Source organism: Streptomyces sp. NPDC051976 (assembly GCF_040680795.1).
In the GTDB taxonomy this organism is placed as follows: domain Bacteria; phylum Actinomycetota; class Actinomycetes; order Streptomycetales; family Streptomycetaceae; genus Actinacidiphila.
The window spans coordinates 68,571-91,782 of record NZ_JBFAXL010000034.1; the positions used below are offsets into that span (position 1 = coordinate 68,571).

Consider the following 23,212-nt stretch of genomic DNA (forward strand, 5'->3'; position numbering starts at 1 on the left):
CGTAACCAACCGCCCGCACCACTCACCGGCAAGGGGGCCGTCATGGCCGTTCACCAGGAATCCCGCCTCACCTCCAGCATGCAGGTGCCGACCGTCGAGGCAGCGGAGACCGCACCCCGGCACGGCGCCGTCATGACCCCGACCGCCGCGCGGGCCGCGGCGGTCGTGCGGATCACTACCGGCTTCGTCTTCCTGTGGGCGTTCCTCGACAAGACGTTCGGCTGGCACTACGCCACCGGCTCCGGCAAGGGCTGGGCCGACGGCGGCTCACCCACCAAGGGCTTCCTGTCCGGCGTCGCCGCCGGTCCGCTGCAGTCCTTCTTCCACGACATCGCGGGCAAGGGCTGGACCGACACGCTGTTCATGCTCGGCCTGCTCGGAATCGGCCTCGCCCTGGTCAGCGGCATCGCCCTGCGCATCACCGCAGCCGCCGGAGCCGTCCTCATGGCCATGATGTGGGCGGCGGAATGGCCCCTGGCCCAGCACCTGTCGAGTGGTGCGCCGAGCTTCTCCTCCAACCCGTTGGTCGACTACCACGTGCTGTACGCGGTCGTCATGATCCTGCTCGCCGCCGTCTACGCGGGCAACACCTGGGGCCTGGGCCGCATCTGGGCCCAGATCCCCTTCGTGCGCCGCAATCGCTGGCTTCTCTAGCAGCAGCCCGCCCGTCCCACCGGGGGCACCGCCGACACGGCGGTGCCCCCGCCCGTCGCACCACTCACGTCAAGGAGAATCACGATGACCGTACGAGTGGGCATCAACGGCTTCGGCCGCATCGGCCGCACCTACCTGCGCGCCCTGCTCGACCGTGACGAAGCCACCAGCCCCGCCATCGAGGTGGTCGCCGTCAACGACATCGCCCCGGTCGCCACCCTCGCGCACCTGCTGGCCTACGACTCCACCTACGGCCGCCTCCCGCACCGCGTCACCCACGACGGGCACATCCTGTCCGTCGGCGGGCAGCGCTGTCGTGGTGCAGCGGGTTTCGGCGCCTACGGCTCTTCCTCCCGGCCGGCCTGGGTATAGTCGACGAGGTCGACGGGCGCTGCGGGGTCGCGTTCCGCGGTGACGGTGATGCGCCACGGCCCGGCGTCCGGGTCTGCCCGTCGGCTCACCGGTGCAGATTGCTCAGGTGCGCCCGTAGTCGAGGCACGGAGAATTGGACCTCGAAGGCGCTGTGAAAGATATTGCTGGTGTAACCGGCGAGGACGATGAAGTCCTTCTCCGCCAGCCGCCCGAGCGCCAACAGCCGTGTTTCCACGAGGGATGGATCGGCCCGGGTGAGAACATGACCAGGCACGGTGTCCTGCCCCGTTCCTGCCATTGCGAGCAGAACCTCCAGTTCGTCACCGTCGCACTCGTGCAGAAGGCGCGGGAAGAACGTGTGGCCGAGGCGGAATTCGGTCTCGGCCAGGGACCGCCGCACGGCCTCGTAGCTGATGCGACGGGTGTCCGCGTTTCTCCACGCGTAGTCGCCGACCAGTTGCAGCAACCAGGGGTTCCCTTGGCAATAGCGCACGGCGAGTTCGGCGGCATTGTCGTCGTAGCGCACCCGCTGAACGAGAGCCGGCCCGATGAGCGCCAGCCGCGAGAAGACGTGGTTGAGCGGGTCAAGGCGGACGTGCCGCTCGACCTCCGTCCGCGCCCGGTGCGTGACTGTCGAGGTCGGGTCGTCCAGCCCCGTGCCCTTCCACGATGGGAAGAGGCCCGTGCCCAAGAAGGCGACCGGCAGGGATCGCTGGGCGGTCCCGTGGATGGCCGTGTCCACGGTGGCCAGCGCCGCATCGGGAAGCGTGTGCACCTCGTCGAGAGCGAACAGGACGCCCACACCCTGGCTGCGAGCCACCTCACCGATCTCCACGAACAGCCGCCGCAAGTCGAGTTCGAGGATGCCGGTGTCCGCCGTCCCAGGAACCGGATCAGTGTTGATCTCCAGCTTGATGCCGGCAACAGATACCGACACGAACGCCTTTAGCACCCCCAGTGCCCGCTTCACACGGTCGGACAACCGGTTCGTCGCCCGCATCTGCAGAAGCACGTCCCGCGCCATGACCGCGATGAGGGCCGGGAGCGGCGCACCTGCGATCGCCTCCTCGGCAGCCACGTACCAGCCGCGGTTGCGAGCCCGTCGTAACAGCTCGTTGTGCAACACGGTCTTGCCCGACCCGCGGGCGCCGGTGACCAGGGGAGCGGTGCCCGACCGTCCCAGCGCGAGCCTGTCGAGCATGACGTCGAACGACTCGATCACGTCGGCCCGGCCCACAAGCACTGTGGGACCGATGCCCGCCCCCGGCGTGTAAGGGCTCCCCCGTGGGTCCATACCGGCAGGCTAGCGGGTACACCGCACGCCCGGCAGGTACTCCCGACCGCCGACCACCAGAACAGTGGCTCGTCCGAGCCCGCTCTGCGCCGTTCTGCCTGCCCGGAGCGGTGGACCCCACTGACGTCCCAGCCATGCCGCCCGTCGTGGGGGCAGCCGGGTGCGCCGGCACTACAAGTTGGTCCCGCCACTCTCGTGGCGGGACCAGAACTCCACGAACGGCCGCCGCCCCAGGTGCGTGAGCGTGTCCACGATGCGCTGTGGCGGGGCCGCCGTTCACCGGGAGCCAGGTCATCCCGCGTCCGCCCCACCGGAGGCGATGAGGCGCCGTTGAATCGGGCGTGCCCGGCAGTTCGCGTCCGCCCGCACTGGTTGGTGACCTGCTTGCGCGGCGCAGTGGCCGTTCCCGCGTCGGGATCGTGCGGGCTTCGACCATGATCGTGCGGGGCGTGGTCGGTGAGGGCACTCCTTGGGCCTGGCGCAGGACTTCGAGGCGGTCATCGCCGGAAGTGGAGCTCCGGCGAAGTCGAGGGCAACGTCAGCAGAGTCAGGCGGATCAAGAGGGACGGGTACGGCCGCGCCGGGGCGACTTCCAATGTGTAGAGGGAGCGACGCGCAGGGGGGCGGTGCCCGTCGAAGCCCCAGGAGGGTGTGCGTGCTCGCTTTGTCCACCAGGGCTGGTGGGCCATCGCGGTGAGGCACTGTCAGGGGGTACTGGGTTGCCGTTGGCTCGTTGTCATCAGGGTGCGCAGGTACGCCGCGTGGGCGCGCAGCAGCCTGGCTGTGCGTTCGGTGCCGTGGGGGAGGAACGGCAGGAGGGCGAGAGCGGGGAGGGAGGCTGCCATGGCCAGGGTCAGTGCGGGGGTTCCGAGTCCGACGAGCAGTACGCGTTGCAGTGCGTTGAACTGGCCGACGTGTGCAAGGAACAGGGTGGTCATGGCGGCCTCCTGGGCGGCGGTGTGGCTGGGCGGGTGGTCGCGTGGAGGGCCACCGGAGTGCTGGCGCGTACTGGCAGGACAGAGCGTCCGCCGGTCCGATGTGTTCTTCATGATCGCTCCCGTGCTGGCTGGCCGTCATGCGGCGAGTGGGTCTCCAGCGTTCAGGGCCTCGGGGGTGTTGCGGAACGGGAACGTCTGGTCGGGGTGTTGCCGATGTCGGTGGTAACGCTTAGGGGTTGATATCGGGAGGAGGAAGCGGAAACACTCTGATTCGGAACATATTTCAGGCAGAGGGGGAGCTCATGAGCGGGCGTGCGCAGACCACAGGGGAGTACGGGGATGAGGACCCTTCGGGACTGAAACCGATCGGCGCGGAAGTCCGCGCAGCCAGCCGTGACCTGGCCCTGAGTATGCGACTGCACTTTGCAGGTGTGGGGATGTCGCTGCGGATGTTCGCGATCGGGCATCACATGAATCCCGCGACGGTCTCCCGCTACCTTTCGGCGCAGAGGTTGCCTGACAAGCACTTCCTGGATGTTCTCCTCTACTGCTGGCAGCAGCGCCAGGAGCGCGAGGTCGCCGAGCAGGAGATCATGGAGCGCCGCAACGGGCTGTACCAACTGCACGGCGACGCGCTGCTTGCCGGCAAACCGGGCCAGTACCAATTGCAGCAGGCGTCTGACCGGCTGGAGGAAGCTGCTCTGCAGCAGGAGCAGGCGGAGATGAAGATCAAGGATCTGGAAGAAGGTGTTGCCCACCGGCAACAGCAATGCGAAGCGCTTGAACGGCAGCTCAGGGAACTTGAGCGCGGTGCCGTGGAGCAGCGAGCCACCGGAGCCGAGATAGCCGTCTATCGGGGGAGGGAACTCGCGTTGACCGGTGAGTGTGAGCGTCTGCGGGAGGAGATCCGCTTTCTCGAGCAAGAACTGGCCCGGGCGCTGTGGGAGCGTGACCAGGCCAGAGAAGCTTGCCAACGGCTGGAGGCCCGGCTGGAGGAGGCCGAGGACGAGGCGGAACGGGAGCAGTTGGAGGAGCTTGCCGCAACAGAGCGCCGCCGGTTGGCGGAAGCCGCTGGCATGGCCGAAGACAGGCGCGAAGAGCTGGACCGGGCGCATGCCGAAGCCGATGCGGTCCGGCTGGCAGCGCGGCGTGAGGCGGCCGAGCGCCGCGAGGAGGCGGAAGCGCTATGGGAGGAGACCCGCGCGAAGGCTGTCCGGGCCGCCGCGGACCTCGAGACCGACCTGGCCGAGCGTCAGGAGGAGTCCGAGCGGGCCTTGGCGGAGCGCCGCGGCAAGGCTGAGAGGTGGCTGGCGGAGATCGAGGACCGCGCCGAGCAGCTCCGCCTGGAGGCGGAGAAGCTGCGGGGCGACGCCGAGCGCCGCGCCCGCGAGACCGTGGAGAGCGCCGTGCGCCAGTCGGAGGACATCGTGGGGGAGGCGCATGCGAAAGCAGGCCGGATCGCCATGGAGTCCGAGCGCGAGCTGGCGGCGCTCACCAACCGCCGCGACAGCATGAGTGCCCAGGTCACCGATGTCCGTGAGAGGCTGGCCAACTGACCCGTGCGGCGGCGGCCACGGCACCACCGCAGGAGACTGCTCCGGTGGCTTGACTGCCCATGAGCCGTACCGGCCGGTGCTCCCTCCGTAGCGGCCAGCTGTCGGAGCCCGGTTCTGGCGGTGGGCGGAAACGGGGACGGGCGGCCCGGCACCGAGCGGGGGCCGGTTGTGGACGCTGGCCGAGCAGGTGGGTGATGCGGCGTAAGTGTGTGGTGTGTCCCGCTCCCGGGTCTGTGCCAGGCCATGGGGGCGCTCCCGCACCTGTGCGGTCTGCACGGGACCGGAACCGGAGATACAAGACGGACGTTCAGCCCTGTGCTCGCTGTCAGCCCGCGTGACTACGTCCGCGCCGAGCAGGCCGCCCGCCGCGCGACGTGTCGAGACCCGGGAGTCGCGTGCGGGCGACTCCCGGGCCGGTCCGGACACGCGGTCAGCAGGAGCCGTTGTCGGTCCAGACGTTCTGTGAGTTGGCGCCGGGTACGTCACCCTGCGTCCACCACTTCGCCGTCCAGCGGTGGCCGTTGTACGACACTGCGGCGCCGCCGGTGTAGACGTTGGACGCACTCCACGGGCTGAGCGCGCCGCACCCCGTACCGCCGCCTCCTCCGCCGTTCAGCTGGTTGACGGCCTGCTGGGCGGTGGCCATGTACGCCTGGTACGCGCCGCTGGTGTAGGTGGTCCACGGCGTCCAGTTGCCGCCTGACGAGGAGATCCGATAGGCCGCCTGCGCCGCGCCGTTGGGGTCGAATGCCTGGGCGTCGGAGACCTCGGAGTGCCAGTAGGAGTTGATCTGCCACAGGCCCCGGTCCCGGCTGCAGTCGGAGTCGACGAGGACGGCGCGCGTCCAGCCGCTGCTCTCGGCGAGTGAGACGGCGACGGAGATGACCAGCCCGTTGCCCGTGAAGCCGTTGGCCTTCGCGGTCTGGGCGATCTGCAGCGGGGTGTAGTGGTCTCCCGCCAGGGTGCTGGTGACGGTGCAGGTGGACAGTGGCGCCGACCGGAGGGCGGTGGGGCCGGTGGGGACCGTCCCGGCGTGTGCGGTGGTGGCGCCGAGGGCGACGAGTAAGGCGGCCGCGGGAAGCGCGGCCAGCCAGGTGCGAGCAGGCATGGGTGCTCCAGGGGGGATGGGTGTGCGTGAGTTCCGTCCGCGATCGATCGCCCCGCGGACGGCTGGTGTGAGGGCGTAGTGGGAATGATTGGACTAGACCAAGTCGTCGTCAAGGTGTCTCGGCTGACGACGTTGTCATTGGCGTGAACCTGCCACATTCGGGTCTCCGTCATCGCTTGCGCTTGAACACGCCATCGCAGGTTGCCGCCTCCACGCACTTGGGCCGCTCGCGTACGTCAGGGCATTCACTCTTCTTGACTGACTCCATAAAGGGCGTAACATCAAAAATAGGACAAGCGGGCGACAGCTCGAGGATGATCAAGATGCGCGACATATCCGTCGATGACCAAGATCTCGAGGACTCGACGCGGTTCGGTCCGGCGGTGACGGCGGGACCGTGGGCCATGCCGTGGTCGCTAACCGCCTGTGGCCTGGCTCGGGAGATGGTCTCGGACGCGTTCGCCGGATGGGGGCTTCCCCGGAACACGCAGTGCGTCGCGGGGCTACTCGTCAGCGAACTGGTCGGCAACGCCCTCCGCCATGGTCGTCCTCCCGTCCGGCTGACTCTGCGGCGGGCGTCAGATCTGCGCTGCCTCGTCAGTGACGGGTCTCCGAAGCCACCACAGCTGATCGTGGCCGGTCCCGACGACGAGTGCGGTCGCGGCCTGGAACTGGTCGCGACACTGTCTGCTCGCTGGGGCTGGGATCAGGAGCGAGTCGGCAAGAGTGTGTGGTTCGACCTGCGCACGGGCGACGATACGGAGGGGACGAGGTGAGCCTCCGTGTCTGAGGAGCACATGGCCAGGGCTGCGGAGCGGCTCCGTGAGGCGGGACTGCGCGTGACCGTACAGCGCATCGCCATGCTGATGGTTCTCGACGAGTCATCAGACCACCTGGAGGCGGACACACTTCGCCACCGGGCCCAGGCTGTCACCGGCGGGCTCTCCCTCCAGGCCACCTATAACGTGCTGCGTGCGCTGACCGACGCCGGCCTGATCCGCATCACCCAGATCGGCGGTCAGCCCGCCCGCTACGAGATCGAGCGCAACGACAACCACCATCACTTCGTCTGCCGAAAATGCCGTGTCCTGCAGGACGTGCGGTGCGAGGTGGGCGGGGCCCCCTGCATGGACCCCGAACTGCCCGAGGAGTACGCGATCGACGAAGCCAGCGTGACGTTCTGGGGCGTGTGCCCCGCCTGCGGCGCTGAGTCCGGTTGAGAGCTTCGACGTTCGGGCCGTTCACACCGATCTTGCTTGTGCTCGCCCTGCGGGACTCCTCTGCCGGATCAGGCGTCGTTCGGCTGGTCATGGGTGAGGTTCATGCCGGTGCGCGGGTCGAAGAGCTGCATTCCCGAGGTGTCCACCCACAGTTGCGCCTGGCTTCCCTCGCGGATACGCGTTGCCGCGCTGAGCCTGGTGACGATCTGGTCCTGCCGGGCCCCGGTCTCCTCGACACCGGCGTCGGCTGCCAGTTCCTGCAGTTCCGAGGTGGCGGGCCGCTCCCAGTGTTCTTCGCCGAGGTAGGCGTAGACGTCGGATCCCAGGGATTCCATCACGTCGACGGTGGCCGTGAACGACGATCCGCTGCGGCCGGGGTCGACGAAGGCGGCGTCCTCGAACGCCTCGGGTCGCAGGCCGACAACGAGGTCCCGGGGCGCGTCGAGCCGTTCCAGCGTCTGGCGTGTCCGCGCGTCCACCGGAAGCTCGCCGAGCACGGTGCTCACGGCGTCGCCCTCCATCCTTCCCTGGAGGAAGTTCATGGCCGGTGAGCCGATGAATCCGGCGACGAAGAGATTGCGCGGGTGGTCGTACATGTCCTGCGGGGTACCGACCTGCTGGACGAGTCCACTGCGCATGACGACGAGGCGGTCTCCGAGTGTCATGGCCTCGGTCTGGTCATGGGTCACGTAGACGGTGGTCGTGCCCAGCCGGTGCTGGAGCCGTGAGATCTGGGTACGCATCTGGACCCGCAGTTTGGCGTCGAGGTTGGACAGCGGTTCGTCCATCAGGAAGGCCTTGGGACTGCGGACGATGGCGCGGCCCATCGCTACCCTCTGGCGCTGGCCGCCCGAGAGGTTCGCGGGCTTGCGGTCCAGGTGTTCGGTGAGGTCCAGGATGCGGGCGGTCTCCTCCACCTTGCGCCTGATGGTGTCCTTGTCGGTTTTCGCCAGCCGTAGTGCGAACCCCATGTTGTCGCGCACGCTCATGTGCGGGTAGAGCGCGTAGCTCTGGAACACCATGGCGATGTCCCGGTCCTTGGGCGCCTTGTCGTTCACGACCTGGCCACCGATGCGCAAGGTGCCCTCGGAGATGTCTTCCAGCCCGGCGATCATGTTCAAGGTGGTGGACTTGCCGCAGCCGGACGGGCCGACCAGGATGACGAACTCCCCGTCGGCGACTGTGAGGTCCACATCCTGCACGGCCACCGCGCCGTCGGGAAACCGCTTGGTGATGCCTTCGAGAACGATCTCGGCCACGTTTTCGGAACTCCTCGTTCTGGTGGTCGGTCCCTGCCGGTCAGCCCTTGACGGCACCGGAGGTCAGTCCGGCCACGATGCGCCGCTGGAACAGCAGCACGAAGATGACGATGGGAATGGTGATCACCACCGCGGCGGCGGCGATCGATCCGGTGGGCTGCTGGAACTGGCTGCTCCCGGTGAAGAAGGCGATGGCCGCGGGCACCGTACGGGCCCGGGTGGTCGACGTCAGGGAGATCGCGAACAGGAAGTCGTTCCAGCAGAAGATGAAGACGAGGATGGCGGTGGTGAACATGCCGGGAGCGGCCAGCGGGGCGATCACCTGGCGGAACGCCTGGGCGGGAGTGGCCCCGTCGACCTTGGCCGCCTTTTCCAGATCCCATGGGATCTCCCGGAAGAACGCCGAGAGCGTGTAGATCGCCAGGGGCAGGGAGAACGTCATGTACGGGATGATCAGGCCCGGCCAGGTGTCGAAGATGCCCAGGTTGCGCTCGATGTTGAATAGCGGGGACACCAGGGAGATCGGCGGGAACATCGCGATCAGCAGCGACATGCCGATCAGCAGGCGTTTGCCGGGGAAGCGCAGTCTGGCCACCGCGTAGGCCGCCATGGTGCCCAGCACCACGGCGATGGTGGTGGCGATCAGGGCGATACCGATGGAGTTGACGAGTGCCCGGGTGAACTCCGAGGTGGCGAAGATCCCCCGGTAGTTCGCCCAGGTCCACTTGGTCGGGAAGAAGTTGCCGTCGGTGAGCGTGCTCGGGTCCTTGAAGGACAGCGCCACGATCCACCAGACAGGGAACAGCGCGTAGACGACTACGACGAGGTTGACCGCGCCCCAGCGGGTGACGTGTCGCGCGCCTGCGCTTGCCATCAGCCTTCCTCTCCCTTCGCGCCCGGCGCGGCGGTTCCGAAGAGCTTGATGAAGGCGAAGGCGATCAGGCCCACGCAGATGAAGATCAGCACGGAGATCGCCGACCCGATGCCAAGGTTGAGCGAGGTGAAGAGGTTGTCGTAGCCGAGGATGGACACCGAGCCCGTGTCATGGGCACCCGAGGTGAGCACGTAGATGTTGTCGAAGATCCGGAAGGCGTCCAGGGTGCGGAACAGCAGCGCCACCAGGATGGCCGGCTTCATCAACGGCACCATCACGAAGGCGAACCGCTGCCAGGACGACGCGCCGTCGACCATCGCCGCACGCAGGACCTCCTCCGGCACCAGGGCGAGCCCGGCCAGCAGGAGCAGCGCCATGAAGGGGGTTGCCTTCCAGATCTCGGCGAGGATGATCAGCCAGATGGCAGGCCAGTGCTCGGTCAGGGGTGCCGAACCGGCGGGCAGAAGAGCGGCGAGGTAGCCGGTGCCCGGAGTCCAGGCGTATTGCCAGGAGAAGGCGGCGACGACGGTGACGATGCCGTACGGGATCAGGACCGCCGTACGCACCGGTCCGCGGCCGAAGATCGTGCGGTGCATGACCAGCGCCAGCGCGAATCCGAGGACGAGTTCCACCGTCACCGAGACGACCGTGATGAACAGGGTGACCCAGAACGCCTCCCACCAGAACGGGGAGGAGAGCACTGCCCAGTAGTTGCTCAGCCATACCCACTTCGCCTGGCTGGGGAAGCGCAGGTCGTAGCGTTGCAGGGACAGGTAGATCGCATAGCCGATGGGGTACGCCGTGACGGCGAGCATGACGACCACCGCGGGTGCGCACAGCAACCAGCCGAGCCGCCGCTCCTGCCGGGCGCCCTCGGACAGCGCGGACCGGGCGGCGTCCTGGCCGGGGCCTCGAGTGGAGTCCGCGGCGGGTCCCGAAACCTGTCCGCTCACGGGATCAGCCCCTTCGACTGGAGCGCGTCGCGGATCTGCCCGCTGATGGTGTCGATGTCGGCTCGGGGCTGGATACCGGACGGCGGAGAGAGCGTGTGGGAGATCGCGATGGAGACGTTCTGGTAGGCGGGTGTCCGGGGGCGAACACTGCCGTTCTCCAGTGCCTTCAGCACCGCGTCTGCGAACGGGTAGCTCTGCTGGAGCTTTTTGTCGGAGTACAGGGCGCGCAGGGTCGGCGGGAGACCGCCGGTGACCGCCGCGCTGATCTGGTGCTTGCTGTTGCGCAGGCACAGCGCCGCCTCGAAGGCCAGGGCGGGGTGGTGGGAGTACGCGCCGACGGCCAGGTCGATGCCGCCGATGGTCGGTCTCGCGGGCCGGTTCGCGTCCACGCCCGGGTAGGCCGCCCATCGGAAGCTCTTGAACAACTTGGGGTTGTTCGCCTTCATCGACGGATACACGAAAGGGTAGTTGATCTCGAAGGCGGCGGTCCCGGACTCCATGGCCAACCGGTTCTGGTCCTCCATCTGGTTGGACAGGGACGGATCGGCAGCCGGTGAGCGGGCGAATTCCCGCATGATCGTGGCCGCGGCGACTGCGGGCGGCCCGAGGGAGGGCGCGGTGGCGGCCCGGTTGAGGATCGACCCGCCCGCGCTTTCCACGAGGGTGTTGAACCAGACGGTGAGCCCCTCGTACTGGGCCCCCTGGATCTCCACGTAGTGGGGTTTGCCTCGCTTGGCCAGGTCGCGTGCCATGCTCACCAATCCGGCCCAGGTCGTCGGCGGTGTGGGCACAAGATCGTTTCGGTACCACAGCAACTGGGTGTTGGTGTTGTAGGGGACGGCGTACAGGGTGTTCTTCCAGATCGCCGTCTGCAGCGGTACCGCGAGTGTGCCCTCCACGGCGCGCTGCCGGTTGGCTCCTGTCCACGGCAGGATCCACTTGGCCTCGGCGAACTCGGCGGGCCAGGTCACATCGAGGCCCATGATGTCGAGCCCGCTGTCCTTCGCGGCGAGTCGGCGCACCAGTTGCTGCCGCTGGCCGTCCGCGGTGCGCGGAAGCTTGTTGTACGAGATGCGGTACCGGCCGCCCGAGGCGGCGCCGCAGTCCTTGGCTGCACCGGCCAGCGCACCGGAGTCATCGGGGAAGTTGTACCAATTCAATGTGACTACACCCGAGTTGCTTGAGCTGCACGAGGTCACAGGGCCGACCAACAGGAGCACCGCGCTCAGGCTGCGCAGCCACCGGGCGCGCCGGCGCGCGGCCCGCGCCGGCCCTCCGTTGCTACCGCCCTGTCGGGGCACGTGTCCCACCGTCCGTTGTCATCCCGTCACCTGCATGGCCCACGGGCTCCGTAAACCACCCCGCTACTCGGGCGAGGTGTGATCACAGCGAACCTACCGATGCGACGCCCGCTCCACGGGAGGCAAGCTGAGCCGTGCCCACAAGGCCCCCCGATCGGCCCACACGGGTACGAACGTGCGACCCCGGGGCCCGTGAACTGAGCTCTTCCGTCCGGGGCAGGAGTTGCGGTCCGCGGCGGTCGGTCCCGACGCAGATGGATATGGCGCATCCGTCGGCGGGGGAGCTCCGTGACCGATCGGGCCGCTGTATCACCGAGTGTGCCGCCTCGATGACTCCGGCGAGGACGGCCGGTGGCGAAAGGAATGGCGAGTGGGAGGAACCGAACTCCACGGGACTGGTCGATGCAGTGGAGACGGCCTCGATCTCCCGGATCATGAGGCGCGGCAGGTCCGGCCGTATCGGCCTGCCCGCATCGCCGCCGAACTGAGGGAACGCGAGGTGTACGGACACCAGATGGACACCGGTTGACCTGTTTCTGGGCATGAGGGAGCGCCGAGCATGACGTCGTGTGCCAAACGGAAACGCAGTCGTCCTCGGTGCCGGCTTCGTCGGTCTCCTTCCCGGTCGGGTCGACAAGATGAGCCCCTCGCGGCGCCGGAGATCTTCCCCTCCCGTAGGACCACCCGAACATCGCTCCGCTCGAAACACGTCATCGGAAGAAGAAGCAGACATGAGCCAACCCCAGCGCGCCGCCTTCGACCGCCTGCTCCGCGACGGTCCGCTCGGCCTGGGTGGCGAATTGGCCGTGCGGCAAACCCTGGTCGAGGACTTGCTGACGGCCCACCCGCTGCCCGAAGACGTGAAGACCACGCCGAGGGAACTCGGCGGTGCCCCCGCACTCTGCGTGGAGACAGTCGGCACGCGGGACGACGCGGCCGTCCTCTGCTTTCACGGCGGTGCCTACGCGGTGGGCTCGGCCGCCTCGTCGGTGGACCTGGCCGCCGTCGCACGCAGCAGCGGATTCCCCGCCCTCACCGCATACCGGGGGCTGCTGAGTAGCGGCGTGTCCGCGGAACGGGTCGCCGTCGGCACGTTCCTCCGCGGCCACCTGTCGGATGTGCGGATCCCTGTCGGCACCGGCGCGGGGGCCCCGGCATGACATCACCACAGCCGGTCGTCACGTCCCTCCATGACCTCGACCCGCAGATGGCCAACCTCCGCGCCCACTGGTTCGCTTGGGGCGGTTCGCACGGACTCGATGCCGAACTGGCGCTCTACCGTAGTGGCTTGCCGCACAGGCTGCTCAACGGCGTCCTGAGGCTGGTCGAGCGCCCCGTGGACGAGGCGGCGGTCGACGCGGAGACGCGGTTGAGCGGGTTGCCATGGCATTGGTGGATAGGTCCGGACAGCCACGCCGGCACGGCGCAGGCACTGGAGGCGCGGGGATACCGACGGGCCGGCAGCATGCCGGTCATGGCCACGTCGCTCGACGCCGTGCCCGCCCCGCCACATCCCGCCGGACTCACCATCGAGCACGTGAACACCCGTGAGCGGGTGGTGGATTACGTGGACGCCTACGCCACGTCCTTCGGCATCGGACCCGATCTGAGGGATGCGGTCATCGAGACCGAAACCGGTCTCCCAACTGACCTCGGCCAGCTCGTCCGGCTGGTGGGGCGGATCGACGGACGGCCGGTGGCCACATCGGCCGTCCTCATCAGCGACGGCGTGGCCGGTCTCTACTGGATCGCCACCGATCCGGCCCACCGCGGACGGGGCGTTGGTGCGGCGCTCACCGCGGCGGCCATGCGCATCGGGCGCGACCACGGGATGGCCGTCTGCACCCTGCAGGCCAGCAGCCAAGGGCAGCCCGTCTACACCCGGTTGGGGTTCGAGCGGGTGAGCGAAGTGGTGCTGTACTCACCGCCGGCCGCGCCATGACGGAAGCCTGTGGCCGCTGACGCGCAGGACGGCCTGTCGGGACCGCGGCCTCACGGATCTTCCTGTCGAGAGACGCTGGGGTGGCGCAGTGGTCGGTGCTCTCGGTCCAGTTCGTCACGCACCACCACAAGCAGGTATGTGAACTGCGTGCGCTGGGTGTCGCTCGGGGCGCGGAAGAGGCCTGAGGTCGTTGGCGGTGTGGCCTCCCTCGGGCGGCACATGGCCTCGTGCCCCAGCAGGGCGAGCATGTGCCCTGGACTGTCGCGCAGTTCGTCGAGCAGTGCGGTTGGCCGGATCCGCGGGCAGACGCGCGCCGGCGTGGTCAGTTGCCCGGGTGGGAGGCTGCCCAGCCGTGTTCGAGCAGCGCGAAGGCCTCGTCGGCGGCGTGGTGCGGATCGGCGTGCCGCAGGATGAGGTCCCGGGCCCCGAGGGCGAAGTGAGCCAGGGCGGCGCAGGTGACGTCGTCCTCGGGGGCGCCGACGGCCTCGGCGATGACCTGCGCCAGGGCTGCTTCGTGGCGCGTCCACATGCGGTGGGCGTAGTCGCGCAGCGCGGGGGTCTCCTGCACCATGCGCGTGAAGTCGGCGAACCGCGGGTCCGTGGCATGCACGGCCAGCTGGGTCTGCTTCAGCAGGATGTGCTCGCGCAGAACCTGGGGAATCGATGTGCCGGGGGTGCGGTCGCGCACGGCGGCGACGAGCGCCGCCTCCAGGTCGTCGTCCTGGTCGAAGACGAGGGCTTCCTTGCCGGAGAAGTGCTTGAACAAGGTGGTCACCGAGACGTCGGCGGCGTCGGCGATGTCCTTGACGCTGACCTGGTCGTAGCCGCGGTCGAGGAAGAGCTCGAGTGCGGCGTCGGCCAGGGACTGGCGGGTCTGGGCCTTCTTGCGCTCGCGACGCCCGGTCGGTTCGGTCACTCTCCCACCATACCCCAATGTGGAGTGACTGCAAAAGTTGAGTCATTGCACTTATGTTGTGAGTGTGCTTTCTTGGTGCTGTCGGGCCTCCCGGCAGCTCACCCACCTCCCGAGGGACACTTCCATGAACTCCGCGCCTGATCCCCGCATCGCGATTGTCGGCGCCGGTCTCGGTGGCCTCACCTGTGCCCGAGTCCTGCAGCAACACGGCCGCTCCGTCACCGTCTTCGAACGCGATGCCTCCGCCGGCGCCCGTCCGCAGGGCGGCACGCTCGACCTGCACGCCGACACCGGCCAGGCCGCCCTGCGTGCGGCGGGGCTCCTCGGCCGATTCCAAGCTCTTGCCCGCCCCGAAGCCGACGAGTGGCACGTACGCGACTTCGCCAGTGCCGCCCTCCTGGCGCATCAGGGTCCACCCGACGCCGGCGGGCGCCCGGAGATCGACCGGGGGCAACTGCGGGGGCTGCTCCTGGACTCACTCACCGGGGGCACGGTGCGGTGGGACCGCGCCGTCACCGCGGCCGCCCCGCTGCCGGACGGCACCTGCCGGCTGCTCTTCGGTGACGGCACCGCTGAGGACTTCGACGTGGTGGTCGGCGCCGACGGCGCCTGGTCGCGCGTCCGCCGGGCCCTGTCGCATGCCACCCCTCGCTATACCGGTGTCACCTTCGTCGAGACCGGGTTCGACGACTGCGACACCCGCCATCCCGACCTCGCGCGGCTGGTCGGCAGCGGATCGATGCTGGCGAAAGGCGTCGGCAGGTCCCTGGTCGCCCAGCGCAACAGCAACGGCCACATCCGCGCCTACATCGCCTTCCGCGCGCCGGAGGACTGGCACGTGGCTGCCGGTATCGACCTCGGCGACGAGCGAGCCGTGCTCACGTGGCTGCTGAGGATGTTCGACGGCTGGGACGAGAGTCTGCGCTACCTCCTGCGCAACAGCGACCACGCGTTCATCAACCGCTCGCTGTTCGTTTTGCCCGTCCCGCACACCTGGCAGCACGTTCCCGGTGTCACGCTGCTCGGCGATGCCGCGCACCTGATGCCGCCGGTCGGGTTGGGCGCCAATCTCGCCATGCTCGACGGCTCCGACCTCGCCCACGCCCTCGTCACCGAGTCCAGCGTCGACGACGCCGTCCGGGTCTACGAGAGCATCATGCTGCCGCGCTCGATCGAGGCCGCGACGGGCAGTGCGCAAGGACTCGACCACCTCGTTCCCGCAGCGACTTCCTGAGTCGACCCCACCGCCCTGCGGGCCCGCGGCGCCAAACTGAGGCCGTTCGTAGGTCTTCGCCGCCCCACCGCACATCGAAGCTCGAACCCTGTGGGACCAGTTCGCCGTGCTCCTCCCCATCCGGAAGGAGTTCGTCGTCGGCCACCCACTGGGCTGTCACCGCCGCCGGATCCGCGACCTACTGAGATGGAACTCGCAATGTCATGTGCCAACTGGCCGCACAGCCGCAAAGGAGTCTTCATCCGGGCTGGGTTGATGCCATGGGGAACGTCGTCGGAACGTGGGCCGGGTAGGGGCGGCCGGTCGCCTCGTTCACCGTGTGGCGGACTGCAGATAGCGGCAGAGCCCGGGAGTCGAGAAACTCATGCGGAACGTGGTGTCCGCGAAGAGCCAGTAGTTGTTGTGCAGTTGGATGAAGTCCTGCTGTGCGAGGTCGACGAGGTCGTTGATGAATTCGTTGTCGTGTCCGTCCGGGCCGGGCGCACGCACAGTGCCGACCGGCACGTTCGTGCCGCCTTCCCGGGCCATGGCCGCAAGGATCGTGCGTTGCTCCGGGGTGCACCTGCGGAGAAGCCGCGGGAAGTACGACTCGTGGAGTCGATGCCGTACTTCCGCGAGGGCGCTGTTCATGGCCTCGATCCCGATCGGTGAGGACTGCGCGCGCTCCCAGGCGGTCTCGCCGACGAACTGCAGAAGCCACGGGTTGCCCTCGCAGAAGTCGATCGCCCTGGCCAGTGCCTCGGCGGTGATGAGCACCCCGGACTCGGCAGCTGGCTCGCACAGCGCGCGGCGTGCTTCTGCGTCGGTGAGGGGTTCCAGGCGGGTATAGCTGAGAGTGGCACTCCGCGACCGGTAGGAGCTGATGCCCCTCGGATCAAAGGTGTGCAACCCGGTCCCCTGCCATGAGGGGAACAGGCCGGCGCCTAGGAAGGCCACCGGCAGTTGCCGCTGGGTCGACCGGTGAAGCGCGGAGTCGAGCACGCGTAACTCGTCGTTACCCAGCACGTGTACCTCGTCCAATGCGAAAAGGACCCCGACCGATTGCGCCTGGGCGATCTCGCCGATCTCCGTGAACAGACGGCGCAGATCCAGTTCGAGGATGCCGCTGTCGGCGGTGCCGGTGACAGCTTCGCTGTTGATGTCGAGCCGGATTCCGGCGACCGAGACCGAGGTGAATGCCTTGAGGATGCCCATGGCCCGCTTCACCCGGTCGACGGCCCGGTGCCTGGCGCTCATCGCAAGCAGGACGTCGTGCGCGAGCAGGGCGATCAGCGCCGGCAGTGGCGTGTCCGGGATGGCCGCCTCTGCGCCGACGTACCAGCCGCGATGCTTCGCCCGGCTGGTCATCGCGTTGAACAGGGACGTCTTCCCCGAGCCGCGAGAACCGGTGAGGAACGGCGTGTTCGCCGACCGCCCCGCTTCCAGTCTGCTCAAGGTCGTCTCGAACCGGCCGAGCTCGCGTTCGCGCCCCGCCATCAGGGGAGGCGGAGCTCCGGGAGCAGAACTGTAAGGAGACGACAAAAGGTCCATGCGGTCCAACCTACTGAGGCTGAACTTGTCATGTCGTCATGGGGGATTGATGGTCAGGCCTGTCTCGGTGAGGCAGCCGTCGATCAGGTTGCTGCGGTACGGGATGCCGCGGAGGCGCCCCTACGACTCCACGAGTTGATCCTCAGTAGGCCGCTTCTCGCCGATCATCTGATGCAGATGTCCCTTCAACAGGTTCCGGAGGGCGAGACCGCCGAGTACCGCCCACTTGGGCGTACGCGCTGCACCCGGCCTGCATGGCAACGAGCGGATGGCGGCCCCGAAGCGGCGTGCGGGCGCCTCGTCGGTCTTGGCGCCGCCCGCTTGCGTCGCGACGAGCCGGCGCCTGCTACTCACGCGAGGTGGTGGCCGATCCGGAGGGAAACGAGCTCTGCCTGGACTCAGCGATGGGGAACTTCACCCCGGTGAGGTCTTCGGAGACGGCCCACAGCCGCTGCTGGACGGCCACCTCGTACGACTCCGGGCTGGAGGTGACCAGCCGGGGGTAACCCTTGATCTCGTTGCGTCCGCCGGGACCGTAGTACTGGCCGCCGAGCGCGGCGGGGTCGGTGGCGGCCCGGAGGGTCGGCAGCGCGCCCATCACCGGCTTCTGGGTGATCAGCGGTGCGAGCCAGGTGAGCGGAAGGCGGAAGGCCGCGGGGATGTTGCGGGCGAGCTCGGTGCTGGACATGCCGGGGTGGGCGGCCACCGCGACGGTGGTGCCGTGCGCGGCCAGCCGACGCTGCAGCTCGTACGTGAACATCAGGTTGGCCAGCTTGGACTGACCATAGGCCGCGGCCCGGCTGTACGAACGCTCCCAATGCAGGTCGTCGAAGTGGATCGCGGCCCGGATGCGGTGGCCGGTGCTGCTGACCGTCACCACGCGGGAGTCGGGCACCGTCAGCATCAGGTCTAGCAGCAGCCCCGTGAGCGCGAAGTGGCCGAGGTGGTTGGTGCCGAACTGCATCTCAAAGCCGTCCCGGGTGGTCTGTTTCGGGGTGTACATCACGCCGGCGTTGTTGATCAGCAGGTCGATCCGGTCGAGCCGGGACCGCAGCGCCGCCGCCGCGGTCCGGACGGAGTCGAGCGAGGTCAGGTCCAGCGCCTGCACGGTCACGTCGCCGGTCATGCGGGCCGCGGCCTGTTCGCCCTTCTCTACGTTGCGCACGGCGAGCACCACGGACGCCCCGCGCTCGGCGAGCGCCTTGGCGGTCTCGTACCCCAGTCCGGTGTTGGCTCCGGTCACCACGGCCACCCGCCCGCGCTGGTCCGGAATGTTCGCCGTCGTCCACTTCTCGCTCATGCCAGGCTCCCAACTATCTAACGTACCGAAGGTATCTTGTGTACGACGTTAAAGTACTTTCGGTACGTTGTCAACGTACCGCAGGTACCTAAGTTAGGCTGGTGATCGTGACTTTCCAGCGGGCGCGAACCGAAGAGCAGCGGGAGATGCGTCGACGGGCGATCCTGGACACGGCGTCGGCGATGCTCGACGAGATGCCTGTGGCGGCGGTCACCCTGAACGAGCTCAGCCGTCGGGTAGGCCTGGCGAAGCCGAACGTGCTGCGCTACTTCGAGTCTCGCGAGGCGGTGCTGCTGGAACTGCTGGACCACTTCCTGCAGGAGTGGCTGACGGAACTGGCAGACGAGTTGGCGGCCGGCATCGACGAAAATTCGCCCATGGCCGAACGAGCGGCAGGGGTGGCCGAGATCGTCAGTCGCTCACTCTCCAGCCGCGTGGTGCTGTGCGACCTCTTCGGCGCACAGGGCAGCGTCCTGGAACGCAACGTCTCCATCGAGGTCGTAGCCCGCTACAAGCGCGCCTCCCTGGACCGCCTGACAACCATGACCGCCCTGATCCTGAAGTACCTGCCGGAGCTGGGCGAAAACGCAACACTGTTCAGCCTGCAAACCATGGTCATGGCCGGCGCGCTGTCGGCGTACAGCACCCCCCCACCCAGCCTGCAGGCGGTCTACCAGGCCGAGCCCGACCTGGCCCGCTTCCACTTGGAGCTGAAGGATTCCTTGAAGCTGGCCCTGACCGCAACGCTCCTGGGCGCGCTACCCCGGCGCTGACTTGGTCATCAGGCATGCTCGGGCTGTTTCGAATGCCCGAGGGCCGATCGTCCGAGCGTCTCTCACCTGCCCACCCGCCCGTGCGCTCGTCAGGGGCGGGCGCCCGTCACGGGACCACACGAGGGTGCGACCCCCACACCGGAATGCGGTAAAGGGACTGCGCCCGGGTCCTTCGGCGGCCTTACGCCACCGCCGCGGCCAGGCGGGTCAACGACGCGTCGAGTTCTTCGGCGGAGACGACCGGCAGGCGAGGCACTTCTGCCGGGTGGGTGACCGCCGCCCAGTCGTAGGTCTGGGTCACCTCGGTGTGGACGTCGTCGATCGGGGTGAGCTTCCAGGTGAAGCGGTCACCAGCCGGGCGCTGGCCGGGTCGGCGGGGCACCCAGGCGATGACCCGGTTCTCGGTGAAGGCCACGACGTGGTTCTCGATCCGGTAGTCGCCCATCTCCTCGTTGTGCATCGCCGTGACGAAGATGCCGCCGACGGCGTCGACCGGGTGGGAGGCTTTGGCCTGCCGCAGGAGGCCCGTGCGATCCGTCCGTCGTGGGTGGTCAGCACCCCCGGGCCACGCAGCACGACCGTCGCCCCGGTCGGGGCGGTGCCTCGCATCTCCCACTCCGACCACAGCTCGTCGCTGCTCTGGGCATGGCGCAGGACCTGGGCCTCGATGTCGGGACGCCCTCTTCTGTCTGTGCGGGGGTGCCGCTGAACAGGATGGTCTTGACGCCGGCGGCGTGCAGGGCGGTCACGGCGGCGGTCATGTCGGTGTCGGTGCGCTTGATGGTCTGTTCGACGATTTCGATCCCGGCCTCTTGGCGGCGTAGCGGGCTCCGGTGAGGGCATTGCCGCCGTAGTCGCCGGCCTGGTAGACCATGCCGACCCTGTCCCGGGGCTTGAGGTGGGCGGCGGTGCCGAGGAAGGGCCCGCCGTTGACCATCTCGATGCCGTACGGGGAGCCGACCAGCTGCACGTGCGGCTGACCGAGCAGGGAGGCGGAGTCGCCGCCGACGAAGGGCAGCAGCTTGTCGCGCTCGATGGAGTCGAGAAGCGCGGATGTCTGGCCGGAGCCGAGCAGTTGGGCCATCGCCGCGATCTGCGGCTGGATCTGGGTGTATCCGGTGACGGCGTGCTGCACGTCGTAGCCGTGGTCGCGGACCAGGAGCTTGACCTGCCGGCCGCAGACGCCGCCGGCAGGTGTTGACCTGGTTGAAGTAGAGCTGTGGCCTTCTGGGAGAGGACCCGGGACGCCAACGCCTGCAACGGCGGGCTGTCACAGTACGCCAACGTCCCCCAGGCCCCCTACCGTCGCCGCCACAGGCGGCGATCTGGAAGTCTTCGGGACTGCCGACCTGCTGGCCGCGTTCGCGGGTCCCCCCGGTACCGCGTGACTCCGGCCGCGTCAGCGGCAACATGCGCCGGACCCCGCCGCTACCACCGCAGTCTCCTGCTGGCTTTCTACCTCTCCTCCATGGCCAGTCTGCGCTCGTGTCCAGCGTCACGGGCGTACTACGACCGCAAGCGCGCTGAGGGGATAGCGGCATGGCGTGTCCGGAGGGGGCCTGATCATGTTTGGTGCACTGCTGATAGCAACGGGGCCCCCGCCCGCTATGGCACCCTCAGCGCCTGAACCCTGCTGGCCGCCGTCAGCGGCACCATGACGAACTGTCGGTCCGCCGCCTGGGAGGGCCAACTTTGGCCCCACGCGCACCAAGGTGGTGGCGGCCCGCGGCGGCTCCTGAAGCCTGCCCTCGGGCCATCCACAGCCAGGAGCGTTTGCACGTCGTCGCCAAGCCGCCGGACAGCCTGCCCCTGATTTGCCATTCCTTTACAATCCGCTCGTCCGCGGCCCCGTCTCTTCCTTCGATCCACCACGAAGCCCCCGAGCCCGCTGAGCAAGTGCGCGGGCGGAGCGAAGAAGGAGAGCGCAGCATGCGCCGAATCATCCCCAGCGTCATGGCACTGGCGTGCACAGCTGTATTGGCGGGCACCGTGCCTGCGTTCGCGGACGGAGCGGCCCCGACCCCGACTCCGACGAGCACATCGGCCCAGGCGGCGTCACCGGTCCCGACTCCGACGAGTGCAACGGCCCGTGCGGCGTCACCGGTCCCCACCCCGGTGAAGGGCGGGGTCGCCGTCGTACCGAAGGGAGCGCCGGACACCGGCGTAGCGCCGCGGGCGGAGAAGGCCGGAGCCGGTGGCGGGCTGATCGGCGGAAGCGCTGCCGCGGTGATCGCCGTCGGCGGCGCGGCGTTCTTCGTCGTACGTCGCAGGCGGTCGGCCCAGGCATGACCTGGCCCTCCAGGCGCGCATTGGCCACCGCCGTCATCGCACTGTCGCTGGTGAGTTGCGGCGGCCACCGGGCCGGACAAGCCACGGCCGCACCCACCCGGAGCACGGCACCGTCCGTGCGGCCCTCCGCGAAGGCGGCATCTGCCCTGGGGCGTTCGGTCCCGGTGAGGTTGCAGATCCCGGCCATCGGGGTCGACACCCCGGTCATGCAACTGGGGCTGGCCCCGGACGGCAGCGTGCAGGTCCCCCCGGTCAGCGCGCACGACCAGGCAGGTTGGTACCGGTACTCGCCGACGCCGGGCCAGATCGGCCCTGCGGTCATCCTCGCCCACGTCACAGTCGGCCGCTACGGGAACGGGGTCTTCCGCCACCTCGCGCAGCTGCACCGGGACGACCGGATCGTGGCGCGCCTGGAGAACGGAACAGCGGCGGTCTTCACCGTCAACGCGGTACGTACGGTCACCAAGGCACACTTCCCGACCGACTCGGTCTACGGGAGCGTCGACCGTCCTGAACTGCGGCTCATCACATGCGGTGGCCCTCGTACAGGTGACGGATACCTCGACAACGTGATCGTCTTCGCCACACTGAGCGCGACAACGCCCTGACCGGTCGTCGACCACTGCCGGATCCCGGGCCGACGGGCGTACGCCGGCGGCCCGGGATCTGTCCCCACCAGTTCTGCGCGTGCAGACACGACTATGGAGAGCATTGAAAGGGTCCCGCGAGAAGGCAGCGTCCGAACTGTTCGCCGCCGTCTACCCGCGCCTCGCCGGCTGGTGCCGCCGTCTCGTCGACGACGAGACGGCGCACGAGATCGCCTCGGAGGCGTTCACCCGGCTCTGGGCGCGCTGGACAACCGTGACCGAGCCCCAGGGCTTCCTCTTCGTCACCGCGGCCAACCTCGTCCGGGACCACTGGCGCAAGCAGGAGCGCGAACGGAAAACGATCCGCCGTGTCACCGCCGAAACCGTCGGCCGCCCGCAGACCGAACAGCCCGACCCGACCGTACGGATGCTCGTGCAGTCGCTGCCCGAACGACTACGCGTCCCGATCCTGCTCTACTACTACGCTGACATGCCCATCCGTGAGGTGTCCCTGCTGACCGGGCGCAAGGAAGGAACGGTCATGTCCGACCTCCACACAGCCCGCGAACTGCTGCGCGCCCACCTGAGGAGAAGCCTTGATCGCACACCCTGACAACGATCCGGGCTTCGACCCCGACGACCCCCTCACCGTCCTCCTGCGCCCCACCCCCGAATACGCCAGCGCACCCGACGGCAGATACTCAACGCTCCGCCGCAGGGCAGCTCGCCGTCGACTGCTGCGTACGGCAGCCGGGATCGGCGTGTCGTGCGCCGTCGCCGCGATCATCGCGCTGCCGGTCCACCTGAAGTCGGCCCAAGCCCCCGCATCCCCGACCGTCCCCCTCGCGCCGCCGCCGGCGAGCAGCACTCCAGCCGTACACACCGCACCGGCGTCACCCGAACCCGTCAGCCCCCGCCCCACCCCCACCCCCACCAAGACGATGACTCCGGCCACGCAAGCCGCCAAACCATCGACGGCGCCGAACGGAACCCGCCCGACGCCCACACCCATCCGCCCATAACCCACGAGCGCCAGTGCCCGCCGTGCGTCGGCGCGTTGTGCCGCCCATCGCACGACGTCGGCCGTGGGCTGGCATGCTCCTGCCCGGGCT

Annotated in this window: 23 protein-coding genes and 3 pseudogenes; 14 read left to right on the top strand and 12 right to left on the bottom strand. The window is 68.6% G+C overall.

The genetic code is table 11. The features are described from left to right. Nucleotides 1-42 precede the first annotated feature (42 nt). Nucleotides 43-654 (top strand): hypothetical protein, encoded by a 612-nt coding sequence (locus tag AB0M29_RS28695; RefSeq protein ID WP_365387718.1) that lies wholly within the window; start codon nucleotides 43-45, stop codon nucleotides 652-654. Between the two features lie 84 nt (nucleotides 655-738). Continuing rightward, nucleotides 739-966, top strand: a pseudogene (locus AB0M29_RS28700) (glyceraldehyde 3-phosphate dehydrogenase NAD-binding domain-containing protein); the annotation flags it as partial. A 145-nt stretch (nucleotides 967-1,111) separates the two neighbouring features. Here the strand turns inward: AB0M29_RS28700 and AB0M29_RS28705 are convergent. Both AB0M29_RS28705 and AB0M29_RS28710 read right to left on the bottom strand, forming a co-directional pair. After that, nucleotides 1,112-2,320, bottom strand: a complete 1,209-nt coding sequence (locus tag AB0M29_RS28705; protein WP_365387720.1) for an ATP-binding protein — start codon at nucleotides 2,318-2,320, stop codon at nucleotides 1,112-1,114. 704 nt (nucleotides 2,321-3,024) lie between these two features. Continuing rightward, on the bottom strand, nucleotides 3,025-3,369 hold the full coding sequence (locus AB0M29_RS28710; RefSeq protein ID WP_365387722.1) for a hypothetical protein: 345 nt from the start codon (nucleotides 3,367-3,369) through the stop codon (nucleotides 3,025-3,027). Between the two features lie 191 nt (nucleotides 3,370-3,560). On the opposite strand from AB0M29_RS28710, the gene AB0M29_RS28715 reads away from it, so the two are divergent. Next, a complete protein-coding gene (locus tag AB0M29_RS28715; RefSeq protein ID WP_365387724.1) occupies nucleotides 3,561-4,814 on the top strand; it encodes a hypothetical protein in 1,254 nt (417 codons plus the stop codon). A 430-nt stretch (nucleotides 4,815-5,244) separates the two neighbouring features. On the opposite strand, the gene AB0M29_RS28720 is transcribed toward AB0M29_RS28715, so the two are convergent. Further along, nucleotides 5,245-5,922, bottom strand: coding sequence for a carbohydrate-binding protein (locus tag AB0M29_RS28720; RefSeq protein WP_365387726.1), 678 nt, complete (start codon nucleotides 5,920-5,922; stop codon nucleotides 5,245-5,247). Nucleotides 5,923-6,236: 314 nt separating this feature from the next. Here AB0M29_RS28720 and AB0M29_RS28725 point away from each other — a divergent pair, with 314 nt between their 5' ends. Next, complete coding sequence (locus AB0M29_RS28725) at nucleotides 6,237-6,698, top strand: ATP-binding protein (RefSeq protein ID WP_365387728.1); 462 nt, start codon at nucleotides 6,237-6,239, stop codon at nucleotides 6,696-6,698. A 6-nt stretch (nucleotides 6,699-6,704) separates the two neighbouring features. Beyond that, a complete protein-coding gene (locus AB0M29_RS28730; RefSeq protein WP_365387730.1) occupies nucleotides 6,705-7,142 on the top strand; it encodes a Fur family transcriptional regulator in 438 nt (145 codons plus the stop codon). Nucleotides 7,143-7,210: 68 nt separating this feature from the next. Here the strand turns inward: AB0M29_RS28730 and ugpC are convergent, their stop codons facing one another. The 4 genes from ugpC to AB0M29_RS28750 form a co-directional block, all read right to left on the bottom strand. Then, nucleotides 7,211-8,401 (bottom strand): sn-glycerol-3-phosphate ABC transporter ATP-binding protein UgpC, encoded by a 1,191-nt coding sequence (ugpC, locus tag AB0M29_RS28735; RefSeq protein ID WP_365387733.1) that lies wholly within the window; start codon nucleotides 8,399-8,401, stop codon nucleotides 7,211-7,213. 40 nt (nucleotides 8,402-8,441) lie between these two features. Further along, nucleotides 8,442-9,275: a carbohydrate ABC transporter permease gene (locus tag AB0M29_RS28740; protein ID WP_365387736.1), complete on the bottom strand. Its 834-nt coding sequence runs from the start codon at nucleotides 9,273-9,275 to the stop codon at nucleotides 8,442-8,444. Further along, nucleotides 9,275-10,156 (bottom strand): sugar ABC transporter permease, encoded by an 882-nt coding sequence (locus tag AB0M29_RS28745; RefSeq protein WP_365387773.1) that lies wholly within the window; start codon nucleotides 10,154-10,156, stop codon nucleotides 9,275-9,277. The genes AB0M29_RS28740 and AB0M29_RS28745 overlap by 1 nt, the downstream gene beginning before the upstream one ends. Nucleotides 10,157-10,224: 68 nt before the next feature. Continuing rightward, the gene (locus tag AB0M29_RS28750) at nucleotides 10,225-11,388 is read right to left on the bottom strand and encodes an ABC transporter substrate-binding protein (protein ID WP_365387738.1); all 1,164 of its coding nucleotides are present in this window, start codon (nucleotides 11,386-11,388) and stop codon (nucleotides 10,225-10,227) included. Nucleotides 11,389-12,260: 872 nt separating this feature from the next. Between AB0M29_RS28750 and AB0M29_RS28755 the strand changes: the two genes are divergently transcribed. Both AB0M29_RS28755 and AB0M29_RS28760 read left to right on the top strand, forming a co-directional pair. Beyond that, nucleotides 12,261-12,689 (top strand): hypothetical protein, encoded by a 429-nt coding sequence (locus tag AB0M29_RS28755; RefSeq protein ID WP_365387740.1) that lies wholly within the window; start codon nucleotides 12,261-12,263, stop codon nucleotides 12,687-12,689. Next, nucleotides 12,686-13,471, top strand: a complete 786-nt coding sequence (locus AB0M29_RS28760) for a GNAT family N-acetyltransferase (RefSeq protein ID WP_365387742.1) — start codon at nucleotides 12,686-12,688, stop codon at nucleotides 13,469-13,471. Before AB0M29_RS28755 ends, AB0M29_RS28760 begins: the two co-directional genes overlap by 4 nt. Nucleotides 13,472-13,793: 322 nt before the next feature. On the opposite strand, the gene AB0M29_RS28765 is transcribed toward AB0M29_RS28760, so the two are convergent. Beyond that, entirely contained in the window at nucleotides 13,794-14,387 is a 594-nt protein-coding gene (locus AB0M29_RS28765; protein WP_365387744.1) for a helix-turn-helix domain-containing protein, read from the bottom strand. A gap of 124 nt (nucleotides 14,388-14,511) precedes the next feature. On the opposite strand from AB0M29_RS28765, the gene AB0M29_RS28770 reads away from it, so the two are divergent. Then, nucleotides 14,512-15,621: an NAD(P)/FAD-dependent oxidoreductase gene (locus AB0M29_RS28770; protein ID WP_365387746.1), complete on the top strand. Its 1,110-nt coding sequence runs from the start codon at nucleotides 14,512-14,514 to the stop codon at nucleotides 15,619-15,621. Nucleotides 15,622-15,933: 312 nt separating this feature from the next. On the opposite strand, the gene AB0M29_RS28775 is transcribed toward AB0M29_RS28770, so the two are convergent. Both AB0M29_RS28775 and AB0M29_RS28780 read right to left on the bottom strand, forming a co-directional pair. After that, nucleotides 15,934-17,097 carry an AAA family ATPase gene (locus AB0M29_RS28775; protein ID WP_365387748.1) on the bottom strand — a complete coding sequence of 388 codons (1,164 nt, stop codon included), beginning with the start codon at nucleotides 17,095-17,097 and terminating at the stop codon, nucleotides 15,934-15,936. Between the two features lie 400 nt (nucleotides 17,098-17,497). Then, nucleotides 17,498-18,451, bottom strand: a complete 954-nt coding sequence (locus tag AB0M29_RS28780; protein WP_365387750.1) for an SDR family NAD(P)-dependent oxidoreductase — start codon at nucleotides 18,449-18,451, stop codon at nucleotides 17,498-17,500. Between the two features lie 107 nt (nucleotides 18,452-18,558). Here AB0M29_RS28780 and AB0M29_RS28785 point away from each other — a divergent pair, with 107 nt between their 5' ends. Then, the gene (locus tag AB0M29_RS28785; RefSeq protein WP_365387775.1) at nucleotides 18,559-19,224 is read left to right on the top strand and encodes a TetR/AcrR family transcriptional regulator; all 666 of its coding nucleotides are present in this window, start codon (nucleotides 18,559-18,561) and stop codon (nucleotides 19,222-19,224) included. A 181-nt stretch (nucleotides 19,225-19,405) separates the two neighbouring features. Here AB0M29_RS28785 and AB0M29_RS28790 read toward each other — a convergent pair whose 3' ends face one another. Both AB0M29_RS28790 and AB0M29_RS28795 read right to left on the bottom strand, forming a co-directional pair. Further along, nucleotides 19,406-19,684 (bottom strand): hypothetical protein, encoded by a 279-nt coding sequence (locus AB0M29_RS28790; RefSeq protein ID WP_365387753.1) that lies wholly within the window; start codon nucleotides 19,682-19,684, stop codon nucleotides 19,406-19,408. A gap of 297 nt (nucleotides 19,685-19,981) precedes the next feature. Beyond that, nucleotides 19,982-20,404 (bottom strand): annotated as a pseudogene (locus AB0M29_RS28795) (ABC transporter substrate-binding protein); the annotation flags it as partial. 124 nt (nucleotides 20,405-20,528) lie between these two features. On the opposite strand from AB0M29_RS28795, the pseudogene AB0M29_RS28800 reads away from it, so the two are divergent. The 5 genes and pseudogenes from AB0M29_RS28800 to AB0M29_RS28820 form a co-directional block, all read left to right on the top strand. Next, nucleotides 20,529-20,755: pseudogene (locus AB0M29_RS28800) on the top strand (transposase); the annotation flags it as partial. A 398-nt stretch (nucleotides 20,756-21,153) separates the two neighbouring features. Further along, on the top strand, nucleotides 21,154-21,513 hold the full coding sequence (locus AB0M29_RS28805) for a sortase-dependent protein (RefSeq protein WP_365387756.1): 360 nt from the start codon (nucleotides 21,154-21,156) through the stop codon (nucleotides 21,511-21,513). Continuing rightward, the gene (locus AB0M29_RS28810; protein WP_365387758.1) at nucleotides 21,510-22,121 is read left to right on the top strand and encodes a class F sortase; all 612 of its coding nucleotides are present in this window, start codon (nucleotides 21,510-21,512) and stop codon (nucleotides 22,119-22,121) included. Before AB0M29_RS28805 ends, AB0M29_RS28810 begins: the two co-directional genes overlap by 4 nt. Before the next feature lie 103 nt (nucleotides 22,122-22,224). Then, the gene (locus AB0M29_RS28815; RefSeq protein WP_365387761.1) at nucleotides 22,225-22,713 is read left to right on the top strand and encodes an RNA polymerase sigma factor; all 489 of its coding nucleotides are present in this window, start codon (nucleotides 22,225-22,227) and stop codon (nucleotides 22,711-22,713) included. After that, the gene (locus AB0M29_RS28820) at nucleotides 22,697-23,122 is read left to right on the top strand and encodes a hypothetical protein (RefSeq protein ID WP_365387764.1); all 426 of its coding nucleotides are present in this window, start codon (nucleotides 22,697-22,699) and stop codon (nucleotides 23,120-23,122) included. Before AB0M29_RS28815 ends, AB0M29_RS28820 begins: the two co-directional genes overlap by 17 nt. The last annotated feature ends 90 nt before the right edge of the window (nucleotides 23,123-23,212 follow it).

Coding starts and splice junctions, on each gene's coding strand:
- AB0M29_RS28695 (WP_365387718.1), top strand. CDS start 43: ATGGCCGTTCACCAGGAATCCCGCCTCACCTCCAGCATGCAGGTGCCG.
- AB0M29_RS28705 (WP_365387720.1), bottom strand. CDS start 2,320: ATGGACCCACGGGGGAGCCCTTACACGCCGGGGGCGGGCATCGGTCCC.
- AB0M29_RS28710 (WP_365387722.1), bottom strand. CDS start 3,369: ATGAAGAACACATCGGACCGGCGGACGCTCTGTCCTGCCAGTACGCGC.
- AB0M29_RS28715 (WP_365387724.1), top strand. CDS start 3,561: ATGAGCGGGCGTGCGCAGACCACAGGGGAGTACGGGGATGAGGACCCT.
- AB0M29_RS28720 (WP_365387726.1), bottom strand. CDS start 5,922: ATGCCTGCTCGCACCTGGCTGGCCGCGCTTCCCGCGGCCGCCTTACTC.
- AB0M29_RS28725 (WP_365387728.1), top strand. CDS start 6,237: ATGATCAAGATGCGCGACATATCCGTCGATGACCAAGATCTCGAGGAC.
- AB0M29_RS28740 (WP_365387736.1), bottom strand. CDS start 9,275: ATGGCAAGCGCAGGCGCGCGACACGTCACCCGCTGGGGCGCGGTCAAC.
- AB0M29_RS28755 (WP_365387740.1), top strand. CDS start 12,261: ATGAGCCAACCCCAGCGCGCCGCCTTCGACCGCCTGCTCCGCGACGGT.
- AB0M29_RS28760 (WP_365387742.1), top strand. CDS start 12,686: ATGACATCACCACAGCCGGTCGTCACGTCCCTCCATGACCTCGACCCG.
- AB0M29_RS28770 (WP_365387746.1), top strand. CDS start 14,512: ATGAACTCCGCGCCTGATCCCCGCATCGCGATTGTCGGCGCCGGTCTC.
- AB0M29_RS28775 (WP_365387748.1), bottom strand. CDS start 17,097: ATGGCGGGGCGCGAACGCGAGCTCGGCCGGTTCGAGACGACCTTGAGC.
- AB0M29_RS28780 (WP_365387750.1), bottom strand. CDS start 18,451: ATGAGCGAGAAGTGGACGACGGCGAACATTCCGGACCAGCGCGGGCGG.
- AB0M29_RS28790 (WP_365387753.1), bottom strand. CDS start 19,684: ATGCACAACGAGGAGATGGGCGACTACCGGATCGAGAACCACGTCGTG.
- AB0M29_RS28805 (WP_365387756.1), top strand. CDS start 21,154: ATGCGCCGAATCATCCCCAGCGTCATGGCACTGGCGTGCACAGCTGTA.
- AB0M29_RS28810 (WP_365387758.1), top strand. CDS start 21,510: ATGACCTGGCCCTCCAGGCGCGCATTGGCCACCGCCGTCATCGCACTG.